We start from the raw sequence: 13,591 nt of genomic DNA on the forward strand, positions 1-13,591 counted from the left end.
CCGACACCCATGAGCGATTACGCCGTCGTCAACCCGGCCACGGGCGAGACCCTCGCCGAGTACGACACCCTGTCCGACGCCGGAGTGGAAGCCGCGATCGCCTCGGCCCACGACGGGTTCCGCGTCTGGTCGCGGACCGCGCCCGCCGAGCGCGCCGAGGGGCTGCGCCGCGTCGCCCAGCTGCACCGCGAACGTCGCGACGACCTCGCCGCGATCATCGTGCGCGAGATGGGCAAGCCCCTCGAAGCCGCGCTCGGTGAGGTCGACTTCGCTGCCGACATCACGGAGTACTACGCCGACAACATCGACAGAATCACCGGCGACACCCCGATCGACATCCTCGGTGAGGGCACCGCGGTGATCCGCCGCGCGGGACTGGGAGTGCTCCTCGGCATCATGCCGTGGAACTTCCCGTACTACCAGGTGGCCCGCTTCGCCGCGCCGAACCTCGCGGTGGGCAACACCATCCTCCTCAAGCACGCACCCCAGTGCCCCGAGTCGGCCGAGGCCCTCCAGCTGATCTACCGCGACGCGGGGCTCCCCGAGGGGGCGTACGTCAACGTCCGCGTGAGCAACGACCAGGCGGCGACCATCATCGCGGACCGCCGCGTCCAGGGCGTCTCGGTCACCGGCTCCGAGCGGGCCGGGTCTGCGGTCGCCGAGATCGCCGGTCGCCACCTCAAGAAGGTCGCGCTCGAGCTCGGCGGCTCCGACCCGTTCATCCTGCTGTCCACAGACGATCTGGATGCCGCGGTCCAGGCCGCCGTGGATGCCCGCCTCGACAACGTGGGCCAGTCCTGCAACGGCGCCAAGCGCTTCATCGTCGTCGACGACCTGTACGACGCGTTCCTCGAGAAGTTCACCGCCGCCCTCGGCGAGGCGAAGGTCGGCGACCCGTTCGCCGAGGACACGGTTCTCGGCCCCCTCTCGTCGCTGGCCGCCGCGGAGCGCCTCGACGAGCAGGTCCAGCGTGCGGTCGCCCAGGGCGCGAAGATCGAGGTCGGTGGCACGCGCGACGGCGCCTTCTACCCGGGGACGGTCCTCACCGGCGTCACGAGCGACATGGACGCGTACGGCGAAGAGTTCTTCGGTCCGGTCGGCACGGTCTACCGCGTCTCGGGCGAAGACGAGGCGGTCGCCCTCGCCAACGACACGAGCTTCGGTCTCGGTTCCTACGTGTTCACGACGGATGCCGATCAGGCGGCGCGCGTGGCCGACCGGCTCGAGGCGGGCATGGTCTATGTCAACCTCGTGCTCGCCGACTCCCCGGAGCTCCCGTTCGGCGGAGTGAAGCGCAGCGGGACCTCGCGGGAGCTGGGTCTGCTGGCGGCTGACGAGTTCGTCAACAAGAAGCTCATCCGCACGGCCTGACGCCGACGAGAAGACGGCGGCATCCTTTCTGGATGCCGCCGTCTTCTCGTTTTCCGCGGGGCGTCAGGCGGGCAGGGTGCTCCGGACCTCGGCGGCCTCGCCGTGGCGGCCGAGGCCCTCGAGCGCGTCCCCGAGGTCGATCGCCACCGCCTGGCGCAGCTGCTCCTCGTCGGCCGCGTGCTCGAGCGCCGAACGCAGGACCGCGACGGCTTCCTCGGTGCGCTCGGCACCGAGGAGGATACGCGCGGCGACGAACTCGGAACCGCCCGCCTGCGGGGCGCCGCCGACCGAGAGGAACCCGTCGGCCGCCTGCAGTGCGCAGGCCACCGCTTCGTCGACCCGACCCGCGTTCGCGAGGAAGCGGGCGCGCGTGTCGAGCAGATCGGCGACGAGCCACGGCGCGTCGTCCGCGCGACCGATCTCGATCGCTTCGTCGAGGGGGGTGAGAGCGTCGTCGTCGCCCCGGTACGCCTTGACCTGCGCGAGAGAGTGCAGCGCGTCCGCGAGCATCCCCCGGTTCTCGGGGTCGGTTCGCGCGACCTCGACCGCCGTGGTCAGGGTGTCGACCGACTCGTCCGTCTCGCCGAGGCGGCCGAGCAGTTGGGCCCACGCGACGAGTGCCGAGGCGCGGCGAGCGGGTTCGTCCGCTTCTTCGTGCAGGTCGGCGGTGATCTCCCACGCGCGCAGCGCGTTGCCCCACTCCTCGGCGTGCTCGAACGCGCGGGCGAGCAGACCGACCGTGATCGCGCGCGACCCGGGGGCCTCGCCGGCCGCCGTCTCGTCCTGCAGGACCTCGTCGATCACCTCGACGGCCTCGTGCGCGGCGCCCGTCGCGAGGAGTGCGCGGCCGAGTCCGTACCGCAAGGCGACCGTCGACTCGCTGGCGGCCTCGAGGCGCTGGACCGCGACGCGGTAGCTCGCGACGGCGCGCTCGTTCTGGCCGGCGCGCTCGGCGAACTGAGCCCCCAGCGAGAGCGCGGTCGCGACCACCGGCCCGTCGGCGTCCCACGTGAGGAGGAGTCGAGCTGCCTCGTCGGCGTCGTCGGCTCCGCGGGAGGGGTCCCCCAGGGACTCTCGGAGCACCGCGCGGTCGGTCAGGACGTGGACTCGCCGTCCGACCTCCAGTCGGTCATCCGCGAGGAGGTCGTCGAGCACCGCGATCGCGTCCGCGGGCGCCTGCTTCTCGCGATGGATGTCGGCTTCCGTGTGGGCGAGCGCGTGGACACGATCGATGTCGCCCACCTGTGCGTGGAGCTCGCGTGCCTCGCGGACCGTGCGGAGGGCCTCATCGAGACGGCCGGCGACCATGTGCCCGTACGCCACGATCGTCAGGAGTTGACCTCGTACCCCCGCCGGAGCATCCGGGTGCTCCGAGAGCGCGCGGGCGGCGAACACGTCGTCCTTCCCGAAGAGGGCAGGGCCGAGCTTCTCCTCGAGGTCGGCTCGCGCCTCGTCGCCGACGGCGCGCAGTGCATCCACCCGCGCGGCGAGCACCTGCGCGGCGTCGTCCACGCGTTCCTCCGCGAGCAGGCCGCGCAGCAGCTGGAAGGTCAGGGGCACACGGTCAGCAGCGTCGGCGTCGTCGAGCACGTCGGCGATCGCGTCGATCGACGAGGCGGTGCCGAGAGCTCCGAGCATTCGTGCGCGCACGCGCCGCTCCGCGGGCGTCCACTCGCGAGGCGCCGACACCGGAGCCGCGAAACCCCCGGACGACAGCGGGACGTCGTAGTGCTCGTCGGCCAGAGCGCGCGTGCGCTCGAGGCGCCGCGCGTGCGCGTCGGTCCTGTTGCGTTCGTCGAAGGCCCGCGCGATCTCCTCGGCCCGAGCCCAGCAGAGAAGGGCGAGATCGGATGCCGTCAGCTCCGCGTCGCGCGAGCCGAACAGCGGCGCGAGCTCCGCGGCATCCGATCCCCGCACCGGAGTGTCGCCGTGGCCCGCGCGGGTCACGGCATCCAGTGCCAGGCCGAAGGCGGTCAGGGCCTCCTGATGAGCCTCCGCGTTGAGACCGTCGTGGGTCAGCCAGCGCAGGTGCTTCTCGATCAGGCTGAGAGCGCGCGCTTCATTCCCGGTCACGGTGCAGAAGACCACGTGGTCGGCGATGATCGTGAGGTTGTCGGGGTTGTCGCGAGCGAGGCGATAGCTGCGCGAATGGAAGGAACGGGCTTCCTCGAACCGTCCGGCGCGCAACAGCGGGAGCAGCACGAGAGCAAGGGCGCGCTCGGGCTCCTCGCCGCAGGTGAATCCGCCCTCCACCATCTCCTCGACGAGGCGGATCGACTCGTCCTCGCGTCCGGTCTCGGCGAAGAAGCCCGCGAACTGGCTGCGCACGCACGCGTCGCAGTGGCTGTAGTCGTCGCGCGGTGTGGCCTCGAGGCGTTCGCGCAGCGCGGCCGCCTCGTCGATGCGGCCCGCCGCCCACGCGTCTTCGAACCGGGCCATCAGCGCGCCGCTCAGGCCGACGCCTGCCCGGCGGTAGTGCTGCTCCATGTCGTCGAGCACCGCTTCGATCTGCTCGCTCGCGAACTCCGGCGAACCGCGCAGCGCACCCGCCATCCACTTGTACTGCCACAGCAGGTCACCCGCGGGCTCGAGCTCCGCGGGGAACCGCTCGGGGTCGGACTCGTGCTGCGCGAGGCACCAGGCGAACGAGGTCAGCATGAGATCGGTGTCGCCGATCATGTTGGCGCTCGAGGTCTGCCGGAGGCGCGCTTCGTACTCCAGCCGGGTGTCGCCGCTCTCCTGCGCTCGCGCGACCGCCTCGGCGACGAGAGCCCTCTCTTTCGGTCCCCAGGGCGTCCGGTCGATCTCGTCGAACAGGGCGCGGATGCTTTCGACGGCGGCGGTCATGCGGATCCTTCCGGAGAGATGCGGGGTGAGACGGTCGGGCCGCCGTCGCCGGGCTGCGGCTTCGCGGCGGGCGTGAGGGCCGGCGAGGTGGCGAGGTCGACGAGGTCGGCCAGAGCCGACGACATCAACGCGCGATCCGCGGTGCCGAGGGGATGATGCCCGGCGAGCAGCGCCTGCACGTACAGCACCTGCACGCCGGCGCTGAACGCCCGGCCCTCGGGAGCGTGCGCGAGACGCTGCACGGTCGGGTTGGTCCAGTTCAGGCACAGGCGCGACGATGGGGCGGCCCGCGTCTCGTCTCGTCCGCGCGTGCTGGCGCGCTCGGCTCGATCGAGGACGCCCGCCCACAGTGCCCCGCCTGCGCTGCGGGCCCGGCCGCGATCGAGCGCGCGCAACACCTCGGGGTCGGCGACGAAGAGCGCGGCGGCTTCGGGCCGCTCGAAGGAACGCACGACGACCTCCACGGTCGCGAGCGCGTCCCGCGCGCGGCTCTCGAGCGCGACCACGGCGGCGCGCTGGTCCAGCGGCGGGGGAGCGAGCCGATCGATCTCGTCGGCCACGTCGACGGCTTCGACACGCACGTCGGGGAACACCTCGGGAAGCAGCCGGATCAACTCGTCGTCGTAGAGGTAGCCGCCGTTCACGAGCGTCGTCCCCGTGGGCGCGACGCTCACGACCTGCCGGAAGGCCTCGACCGTCTCCGCGTAGCGGACGGGGGAGGAACGCCGCACGAGGTCGTCGATGCGCAGTCGCCCGACGTTCGTCTCGACCGACAGCCACGGCACGATGAAGCGCGCCAGCTCGTCGTCGTGACGCACGAGCGATTTCAGGGCCACTTCGTGCACGCCGACGAACTGCGCCAGACGCAGGGGATCGCTCAGCGCGAGGTCGAGGATCCACCGGCGCACGGCATCCCCCAGCTCGGTCCGCGTCTGCTCGAGCGCGTCGTCGTCGACGAGGGCCTCGCGGCTCGCGGTGGGGTGAAGGCCCGCCGAATCGACGACGGCCCGCACGAAGAACGCCCAGTCCGGCAGCAGATCCTCGGCCCTCTCGGTGAGCAGCATGCGCTGGAGGTAGACGCGTGTGCTCTGGCGGGCGGTGGATGCCGGGGCGAACGGCAGCACGAACGCCAAGCCGCGCGTCTGCGTGGCGGGCACCGACAGGGGGATGACCGCGAGCGGCTCGGCGCCGAGGAGCTCTCGGCCATATGCCGCCTGTTCCTCGCGGTCGTCGCCGAGGAACGGGGGAGGCGCCGTGACGGTCGTCTCGCCGCCCGAAGGGAGGTCGACGCTCACCGTCACGGGAAGATAGCGGCCGAACGTCTCGGCGAGCTCGACGATGGTCGCCGTGCTCAGCAGCGAGCGGCTGTCGCCGCGCGGTCGCAGGTGCACGCTCGTTCCCACGGGGATGTCATCGGCGCCGGGGCCGACCTCGAAGGTGCCGTCGGCGTGACCGACCCACTCGACCGGATCCGCGCCGTGCGCGCTGCGCGAACGGATGACGATGTCGTCGCACACCATGAAGCACGACAGCATCCCGATGCCGAACTGCCCGAGGAAGTCGGAGCGCGGCAGGTCGAACATGTCGCGCTTGGAGCTGCGGCCGACGGTCGCGAGCAGATCCGCCACGTCGTCGGGGGTCAGACCGACCCCGTCGTCGCGCAGGACGAATTCTTCGGATGCCGCGCTGACCGGCGTGATGCGGACGCGCCCGCCCGCCCCGTCGACCTCTCGGCGTGCGGCGATCGCGTCGACGGCGTTCTGCAGGAGCTCTCGGAGGAACACGCGGGGACCCGAGTAGATGTGGCGGCTCAACAGGTCGATCACGCCGCGCAGATCGACCTGGAACTGCTGGGCGGGGGTCTGCGAAGGCATCCGTGGTCCTCGATCCTCACCGGTCGCCGCAGTGTCGGGGGCCAGAATGGCGACCACCCTCCAGCCTATCCAGGAGCCCCTCCGCGTGGTGCGGCGGGGTGGGGGAGTTCGTCGGCGGTGCGCCCGATGCCGTACACTTGCAGTGCAGTCGAAATCTGCATTCTTTCGCCGTGCCTCGCGCACAGCGGCATCCCTCCCCGAGAGATCCGTGGTGAAGGCGTGCCGGGTTTCGAATCCTGGATCCATCCGGATCTTAGGGCGGTAGCTCAATTGGCAGAGCAGCGGTCTCCAAAACCGCAGGTTGCAGGTTCGATTCCTGTCCGCCCTGCGCACAGCACACGCTGGCAACGAATAGCGACCTAGGTGGTTCGATGACGCAGGACGAGGCGAAGGGCGAGGTCGTCGCTGACCGCGGCGCGCCCCGCGAGAAGAAGCTCAACTTCTTCGCGCGGATCGCTCTTTTCATCCGTCAGGTCTTCACGGAGCTGCGCAAGGTCGTCACGCCCACGCGGCAGGAGCTGATCAAGTTCACCCTCGTGGTCCTCGGGTTCGTCGTCGTGATGATGGCGCTCGTGTACGGCCTCGACCTGCTGTTCGTGTGGCTGACCAGCGCCGTCTTCGGCGTCCCGAGCACCGCCGGCGCCTGACCGGCGCTACGGCGACGAGCGGCCCCACGAGCGGTCGCACTTCAACGGAAGAGATCATCAGTGTCTGAAAGATATGTCGACGACGCCGATTGGGCGACGGCTGCCGAGCAGTCCAGCGAAGACGACGAAGCCCAGGAGGGCAACGTGCTCGCCTCGCAGGAGCACGCCTCCGACGCGGCTGAGCACACCGCCGTCCACGTCGTGGACGACGCCGACGACGCGGATGCCGACGACGACCTCGACGACATCGACATCACCGACCCGGAGGCTGACGCGATCGTGAACGACGCTCTCGAGATCGACGAGACCAGCGAGGCCGAGGCCGCCGCCGAGGTCCTGAACGACGCCCTCGCTGAGGAGCAGGCCGAAGAGGCCGCCGAAGCCGCCGACGAGGTCACCCCCTACGACGGTCCCGACATCAACGGCGAGCCCGACGCGCCGGTCCTCGACGACGAGTTCGTCGACGAGGTGCAGGCCGCCGCAGGCGTGGTCGACGAGGTCGAGGCTGGGCCCACGCAGCCGGAGGCTCCGCTCGACGCGGAAGCGGCGAGTGGAGGGGCTGTGGGGACCGAGTCTCCCGCCGACGCGGCGACCGACGTCGACGAGATCGACGAAGACGCCGACCCCTACGAGGCGTTCCGCTCCGAGCTGCGTTCGCTCCCCGGCAAGTGGTACGTCATCCACTCCTACGCCGGCTTCGAGCGCAAGGTGAAGGCCAACATCGAGCAGCGCAAGTCGACGCTCGAGGTCGAGGACGACATCTACCAGGTCGAGGTCCCCATGGAGGACGTCGTCGAGATCAAGAACGGCCAGCGCAAGATGGTCAACCGCGTGCGCATCCCCGGCTACGTGCTGGTGCGCATGGACCTCAACGAAGACACCTGGTCGGTCGTCCGCCACACCCCCGGCGTCACCGGCTTCGTGGGCAACGCTCACAACCCGACGCCGCTGCGTTTCGAAGAGGCCTTCAACATGCTGAAGAGCCTCGTCGAGGTCAAAGAAGCCGCTCCGGCCAAGGCGGGTGCCGCCAAGGGCGCTCCGGTCGCGACGCGCTCCATCCCGGCCGAGGTCGACTTCGAGACCGGCGAGACCATCACGATCAAGGAAGGCTCGTTCGCGGGTCTGCCCGGCACGATCAGCGAGATCAAGCCCGAGAGCGGCAAGCTCACGGTGCTCGTGTCGCTCTTCGAGCGCGAGACCCCGGTCGAGCTGTCGTTCGACCAGGTCACCAAGATGATCTGACGCCCCGCGCGTCCCCGCGAACGCCCCGTCCGGCCCCGCCGGCGGGGCGTTCGCCGTTCCCCGCGGCTCGTCCCGCGTCGGACGTGCGCGCGGCCTCGCTGCGTGAGGGCTCCCGCACGCGCGGCCTCGGTGGAGACTCCGCCGCGGGTGCGGTCGCGGCGTGGGCTGCGCATAAACGCGATCCGCTCACATAAACGCGCTGTGCACGCGTTTCTGTGGGCGAACAGCGTTTATGCGCGGCTTCCGCACGTGTGGCGGGGTCGCTAGCGCCGCCGGGCCCCGGCGCGACCCCGGGGACGTGTCGTGTGCCGCGCACTGTGCGCGCCGCCGTTCCGGAGCGGGCGCGCCGCCGTTCCGGCGTGCATAAACGCGATCCGCTCACATAAACGCGCTCTGCACGCGTTTCTGTGAGCGGACGGCGTTTATGCGCGGGTGACCCGGCCGACCGGGGCTTCGCTTCTGCCCCCTCGGTCCGCGCGGCACGCCGAGGGCTCACGTCGAGCGCGGGTTCCGACCCACGGCTGAAAGGGCTGCGAGGTCGGGGCGTCGCACCGGACGCAACCCGGCCGCGAGCAGCGCGTCGCGCAGGGCGTCGACCCCGATAGCGCCCGCGTAGTCCCAGCGTGCGACGCGCCACCCCTGTCGGCGAAGGGCGTCTTCGCGCTGTTTCTCCGCGCGCAGCGCTTCAGCAGCCGCAGCGGGATCATGCAGGCCGTACTTCGACCACCCGTCGCTCTCGCCGATCACTCGATGTTCCGGCCAGCAGAAGTCCGACCTATACGTGCGCCCCGCGACCTGATGCTCCGTCTGAAGCGCCGGAGCGGGGAACCCGCACCACTCGATGACGGCTCGACTGATCGATTCTCCCGGCGACTCGGCCATCGGGACGGCGCGCGTCAGCGCCCACTGCGCCCGGCGCACTCCGAACGTGTTGCTCTGTTCGAGCAGACGTTCCAGGAACTGTTCGGCGTCCAAGCCGAACGTCCGTGACGCCGCATCCGCGACCGCCAGCCCGAGCGCCGGGGGGAGAGCGCGCGCGAGGTCGACGACGACGTTCGGGATGGTCGTGATCCGGATGCCGGCCACCTCGCACGTCGATCGCGGATCAGCGCTCGTGTGCACGGTGACGTCGCCGTAAGACACCGACCGCGCGCGACGTCCGTCGAAGATGTGGATCATGCGCGGCTCCCCGAACACCGGCAGTCCGACCAGCGCCGCGGCGGACTCATGCGAGAACACCGCATCTCTTCGTGCCACGGCGAACGCGTGGACTCGCACCAGGTAACGCTCCCACGGTGCGAGGCCGTCCCATGCGGTACGAACGGTGTACACACCCGAGCGGACGCGCAGCATCGACTCGTCGCGCCAGAGTGGCGGTCCGGATCGCGGCGCGCCCGAGGCCACGATCAGCGGTGCGGGCGAGGCGCGGAGCGCCCGGGGTGCGGTGTCCATTCCGCGAGGGTGCCACGTTCTCGCGCGCCGCTCGGGACGCCTGTGGATAACCACCGGCGCGGTCGCCGCATAAACGCGATTCACGCACAGAAACACGTGCACATCGCGTTTCTGCGCGCGGATAGCGTTTATGCGTGGGGGAACCGCCGTGCCGCACCCGCCCACCCGCGCCGCGGACCGCCCCGCCGGCCAGCGACGCGGCCCCGCCCCCCGGCACCCACCCGCGCCGTGACCCCGCCCACCCGCGACGCCGGACGCTAGACGCCAGACGCCAGACGCCAGACGCCAGACGCCAGACGCCAGACGCCGGACACCGGATGCCGCGACGTGGCGTATGATGTGAAGGTTGCTCGTGCGTCAGCACGGCGACGACCGCTGTCCGGAACCGCCGGACGTGCGGGAGAGAGGGAGCCGCGAGGCACCCGCTCGAGAGAGGAAAAGGATATGGCACCCAAGAAGAAGGTGACCGGCCTGATCAAGCTCCAGATCAACGCCGGTGCCGCCAACCCGGCGCCGCCGATCGGCCCCGCGCTCGGTCAGCACGGCGTCAACATCATGGAGTTCTGCAAGGCCTACAACGCCGCGACCGAGTCGCAGCGCGGCAACGTGATCCCCGTCGAGATCACGGTGTACGAGGACCGCAGCTTCACGTTCATCCTGAAGACGCCCCCCGCGGCCGAGCTCATCAAGAAGGCCGCCGGCCTGCAGAAGGGCTCCGCCACCCCGCACACGACCAAGGTGGGCAAGCTCACCAAGGAGCAGGTGCGTCAGATCGCCGAGACCAAGCAGCCCGACCTGAACGCGAACGACATCGAGGCCGCCTCGAAGATCATCGCCGGCACCGCCCGTTCCATGGGCATCACGGTTGAGGACTGAGGGAGATAACAATGGCTACCAAGTCCAAGGCATACCGGGCCGCCGCTGAGAAGGTCGCGCCCGACACGTTCTACACCCCGACCGAGGCCGTCGCCCTCGCGAAGGAGACCGGCTCGAAGAAGTTCGACTCGACCGTCGAGGTCGCGCTGAAGCTCTCGGTCGACCCCCGCAAGGCCGACCAGATGGTCCGCGGCACGGTCATCCTGCCCCACGGCACGGGTAAGACCGCGCGCGTCATCGTCTTCGCCAACGGCCCCGCGGCCGAGGCGGCTCTCGCCGCCGGCGCCGACGAGGTCGGTGGCACCGAGCTCATCGAGAAGGTCGCCGGCGGTTACACCGCGTTCGACGCGGCCGTCGCCACGCCCGAGCTCATGGGCCAGGTCGGTCGCCTCGGTAAGGTCCTCGGACCCCGCGGCCTCATGCCGAACCCCAAGACCGGCACCGTGACCCCCAACCCGGCCAAGGCCGTCGAGGAGATCAAGGGCGGAAAGATCGAGTTCCGTGTCGACAAGCACGCCAACGTCCACTTCGTGGTCGGCAAGGCGTCGTTCTCGGCCGAGCAGCTCGACGAGAACCTGAAGGCCGCGCTCGAGGAGATCGTCCGCCTCAAGCCGTCGAGCTCGAAGGGCCGTTACATCCAGAAGGGCGCTGTCTCGACCACGTTCGGTCCCGGCATCCCGCTGGACGTCAACGTCCTCGTCTGACGACCGTCACCGGAAGCCCCGCTGCGCCTCGCGCCGGCGGGGCTTCCGCGTGTCAGCAGCACTCCGCAGCTGCACGGACGTGCAACACGACGTCATCCGGGAAGACTCCCACTGCGCTCCGTGTTGTGCTGGAAGGCGCCTTCGCGCCTCACCCCCCACCCCCACCACCAAGGAACAGCTATGCCCCGTCGCCGTTTGACCGTCCTCGCCGCCACCCTGGGTCTGAGCGCCCTCGCGCTGACCGCCTGCAACGGCGGCACGACTTCTGGAGCGACCCCCGGTGCGGGATCGGAGTACGGCCTCGTCTCGGACGGCACCCTGACGGTCGCGACCGAGGGCACCTACCGCCCGTTCTCGTTCCACGAGGGCGCGGGTGACCTGACCGGCTTCGACGTCGAGATCGCGAAGGCCGTGGGCGACAAGCTCGGCCTCGAGGTGAAATTCCAGGAGACGCAGTGGGACGCGATCTTCGCGGGCCTGGATGCCGGGCGCTTCGACGTCATCGCGAACCAGGTGTCGATCAACCCGGAACGTCAGCAGAAGTACACCTTCAGCGACCCGTACACCGTCTCGCGCGGCGTCATCGTGACCACGGAGGGCGACACCTCGATCTCGAGCTTCGCCGACCTCGCGGGCAAGACCACCGCCCAGTCGCTCACGAGCAACTGGTACGAGCTCGCGACCCAGAGCGGCGCGCAGGTCGAGGCCGTCGAGGGCTGGGCTCAGGCCGTCGCCCTGCTCAAGCAGGGTCGTGTGGATGCCACGATCAACGACCAGCTGACCTACCTCGACTACGAGAAGACGAACAGCCCCACGGGCCTGAAGATCGCGGCCCAGACCGACGACACGTCCGAGAGCGCCTTCGCGTTCAAGAAGGGCCAGGACAAGCTCGCGGAGGCCGTGAACGGTGCTCTCGAGGAGCTTCGCGCCGACGGCACGCTCGCGGAGATCAGCCAGAAGTACTTCGGTGAGGACGTCACCCAGTAAGCACGCGCTGTAAAGCCCCGCGGACCGCCCTCTCCTCACCTCTAGCGTGGAGCGGGGCGGTCCGCCCCCGCGTGATGGATCCCGGGCACGCGCCCGTGTGAAGCGGGCGCCCCGCCCGTGTGAAGAAGGAGGCCCATGAACGACGTCTGGTCGTTGATGCTCGACTCGTTCTGGCCGATGGTGCTGGCGGGACTGCGGGGAACCATCCCCCTGTCGCTGGCCTCGTTCGCGATCGGCCTCGTCATCGCGCTTCTCATGGCGTTGCTCCGGCTGTCTCGCAACGTCGTGCTCTCCGGCTTCGCCCGGTTCTACATCTCGATCATCCGTGGCACGCCGCTGCTCGTGCAGCTGTTCGTGATCTTCTACGGCCTGCCCGCGGTCGGCGTCACCATCGACCCGTTCCCCGCGGCCGTCATCGCGTTCTCGCTGAACGTCGGCGGGTACGCCGCCGAGGTCATCCGCGCCGCGATCCTGTCGGTCCCGCGCGGGCAATGGGAGGCCGCTCACACCGTGGGGCTCTCGCCGCGCAAGACGCTGACGCGCATCATCCTCCCGCAGGCGGCTCGCGTCTCGGTGCCTCCGCTGTCGAACACGTTCATCTCGCTCGTGAAGGACAGCTCGCTGGCATCCCTCATCCTCGTCTCGGAGCTGTTCCGTCAGGCGCAGAACATCGCCGCGTTCTCGTACGAGTTCATGGCCGTCTACCTCGAGGCGGCTCTGATCTACTGGCTGTTCTGCCTGGTGCTGTCGTTCGGGCAGAACGCGCTCGAGAAGAGATTGGACCGCCATGTCGCCCACTGAGACTCCTCTGCTGCAGGTCACGGGCCTCGAGAAGAGCTTCGGCGCCAACCGCGTGCTCGACGGCGTCGACCTCGAGGTGCGCCGCGGCGACGTGCTCGTGCTGATCGGCCCCTCGGGCTCCGGCAAGACGACGGTTCTGCGTTGCCTCAACGGCTTGGAGACTCCGGATGCCGGTGTCGTGGCGTTCGACGGAGGACCGAGCGTCGACTTCGCGGGACGTGTGAGCAAAGCCGATCGCATGGCTCTGCGCGACCGTTCGGCGATGGTCTTCCAGCACCACAACCTCTTCCCGCACCTCACGGTCTTGCAGAACGTGATCGAGGGGCCGGTGCAGGCGCACGGTGTCCCGCGAGCGGAGGCCGTCGCGCGCGCCGTGACGCTGCTCGACCGCGTCGGACTGACCGAGAAGCGCGACGCGTACCCCTCGGAACTCTCCGGCGGACAGCAGCAGCGCGTCGGCATCGTGCGCGCCCTGGCGCTTCAGCCGCAGCTGCTGCTCTTCGACGAGCCCACCAGTGCTCTCGACCCCGAACTCGTCGGCGAGGTGCTGACCGTGCTGCGCGAGCTCGCGAACGAGGGCTGGACGATGGTCATCGTCACTCACGAGCTCGGTTTCGCGCGCGAGGTCGCCGACGAGGTCCTGTTCTTCGACGAGGGCGTGATCGTGGAGCGCGGTGCGCCATCGGAGCTGCTGCGCCAGCCGAAGAAGGAGCGCACGCAGCGCTTCCTCAACCGCCTGCTGCGCCCCCTCGACGGCCCCGATCCCGCCTGACGCCGGCCCGTCGCCGCG

At 70.0% G+C, this 13,591-nt stretch carries 11 protein-coding genes and 1 tRNA gene; 9 read left to right on the forward strand and 3 right to left on the reverse strand.

Going from position 1 to position 13,591, the window contains the following annotated elements; translation table 11 throughout:
• The first annotated feature begins 9 nt into the window (after window positions 1–9).
• Window positions 10–1,371: an NAD-dependent succinate-semialdehyde dehydrogenase gene (locus QE388_RS10810; RefSeq protein ID WP_307385282.1), complete on the forward strand. Its 1,362-nt coding sequence runs from the start codon at window positions 10–12 to the stop codon at window positions 1,369–1,371.
• A 63-nt stretch (window positions 1,372–1,434) separates the two neighbouring features.
• Here the strand turns inward: QE388_RS10810 and QE388_RS10815 are convergent, their stop codons facing one another.
• Complete coding sequence (locus tag QE388_RS10815) at window positions 1,435–4,218, reverse strand: hypothetical protein (protein WP_307385283.1); 2,784 nt, start codon at window positions 4,216–4,218, stop codon at window positions 1,435–1,437.
• On the reverse strand, window positions 4,215–6,092 hold the full coding sequence (locus QE388_RS10820; RefSeq protein WP_307385284.1) for an HSP90 family protein: 1,878 nt from the start codon (window positions 6,090–6,092) through the stop codon (window positions 4,215–4,217). The genes QE388_RS10815 and QE388_RS10820 overlap by 4 nt, the downstream gene beginning before the upstream one ends.
• Window positions 6,093–6,347: 255 nt before the next feature.
• Between QE388_RS10820 and QE388_RS10825 the strand changes: the two genes are divergently transcribed.
• The 3 genes from QE388_RS10825 (at window position 6,348) to nusG (ending at window position 7,981) form a co-directional block, all read left to right on the forward strand.
• Window positions 6,348–6,420, forward strand: a tRNA-Trp gene (locus QE388_RS10825).
• Between the two features lie 43 nt (window positions 6,421–6,463).
• The gene (gene secE, locus QE388_RS10830) at window positions 6,464–6,739 is read left to right on the forward strand and encodes a preprotein translocase subunit SecE (protein ID WP_058597563.1); all 276 of its coding nucleotides are present in this window, start codon (window positions 6,464–6,466) and stop codon (window positions 6,737–6,739) included.
• A gap of 60 nt (window positions 6,740–6,799) precedes the next feature.
• A complete protein-coding gene (nusG, locus tag QE388_RS10835) occupies window positions 6,800–7,981 on the forward strand; it encodes a transcription termination/antitermination protein NusG (RefSeq protein ID WP_307385286.1) in 1,182 nt (393 codons plus the stop codon).
• Window positions 7,982–8,473: 492 nt separating this feature from the next.
• On the opposite strand, the gene QE388_RS10840 is transcribed toward nusG, so the two are convergent.
• On the reverse strand, window positions 8,474–9,433 hold the full coding sequence (locus tag QE388_RS10840) for a hypothetical protein (RefSeq protein ID WP_307385288.1): 960 nt from the start codon (window positions 9,431–9,433) through the stop codon (window positions 8,474–8,476).
• Between the two features lie 444 nt (window positions 9,434–9,877).
• On the opposite strand from QE388_RS10840, the gene rplK reads away from it, so the two are divergent.
• The 5 genes from rplK (at window position 9,878) to QE388_RS10865 (ending at window position 13,573) form a co-directional block, all read left to right on the forward strand.
• Window positions 9,878–10,309, forward strand: coding sequence for a 50S ribosomal protein L11 (gene rplK / locus QE388_RS10845; protein ID WP_058595375.1), 432 nt, complete (start codon window positions 9,878–9,880; stop codon window positions 10,307–10,309).
• Window positions 10,310–10,320: 11 nt separating this feature from the next.
• Window positions 10,321–11,013, forward strand: a complete 693-nt coding sequence (rplA, locus tag QE388_RS10850; protein ID WP_058595376.1) for a 50S ribosomal protein L1 — start codon at window positions 10,321–10,323, stop codon at window positions 11,011–11,013.
• 180 nt (window positions 11,014–11,193) lie between these two features.
• Window positions 11,194–12,000, forward strand: coding sequence for an amino acid ABC transporter substrate-binding protein (locus QE388_RS10855; protein WP_307385289.1), 807 nt, complete (start codon window positions 11,194–11,196; stop codon window positions 11,998–12,000).
• 135 nt (window positions 12,001–12,135) lie between these two features.
• Window positions 12,136–12,801 (forward strand): amino acid ABC transporter permease, encoded by a 666-nt coding sequence (locus tag QE388_RS10860; RefSeq protein WP_275799991.1) that lies wholly within the window; start codon window positions 12,136–12,138, stop codon window positions 12,799–12,801.
• On the forward strand, window positions 12,788–13,573 hold the full coding sequence (locus QE388_RS10865) for an amino acid ABC transporter ATP-binding protein (protein ID WP_307385291.1): 786 nt from the start codon (window positions 12,788–12,790) through the stop codon (window positions 13,571–13,573). The genes QE388_RS10860 and QE388_RS10865 overlap by 14 nt, the downstream gene beginning before the upstream one ends.
• Window positions 13,574–13,591 lie beyond the last annotated feature (18 nt).

This window comes from Microbacterium sp. SORGH_AS_0969, from assembly GCF_030818255.1.
Classification (GTDB): Bacteria; Actinomycetota; Actinomycetes; order Actinomycetales; family Microbacteriaceae; genus Microbacterium.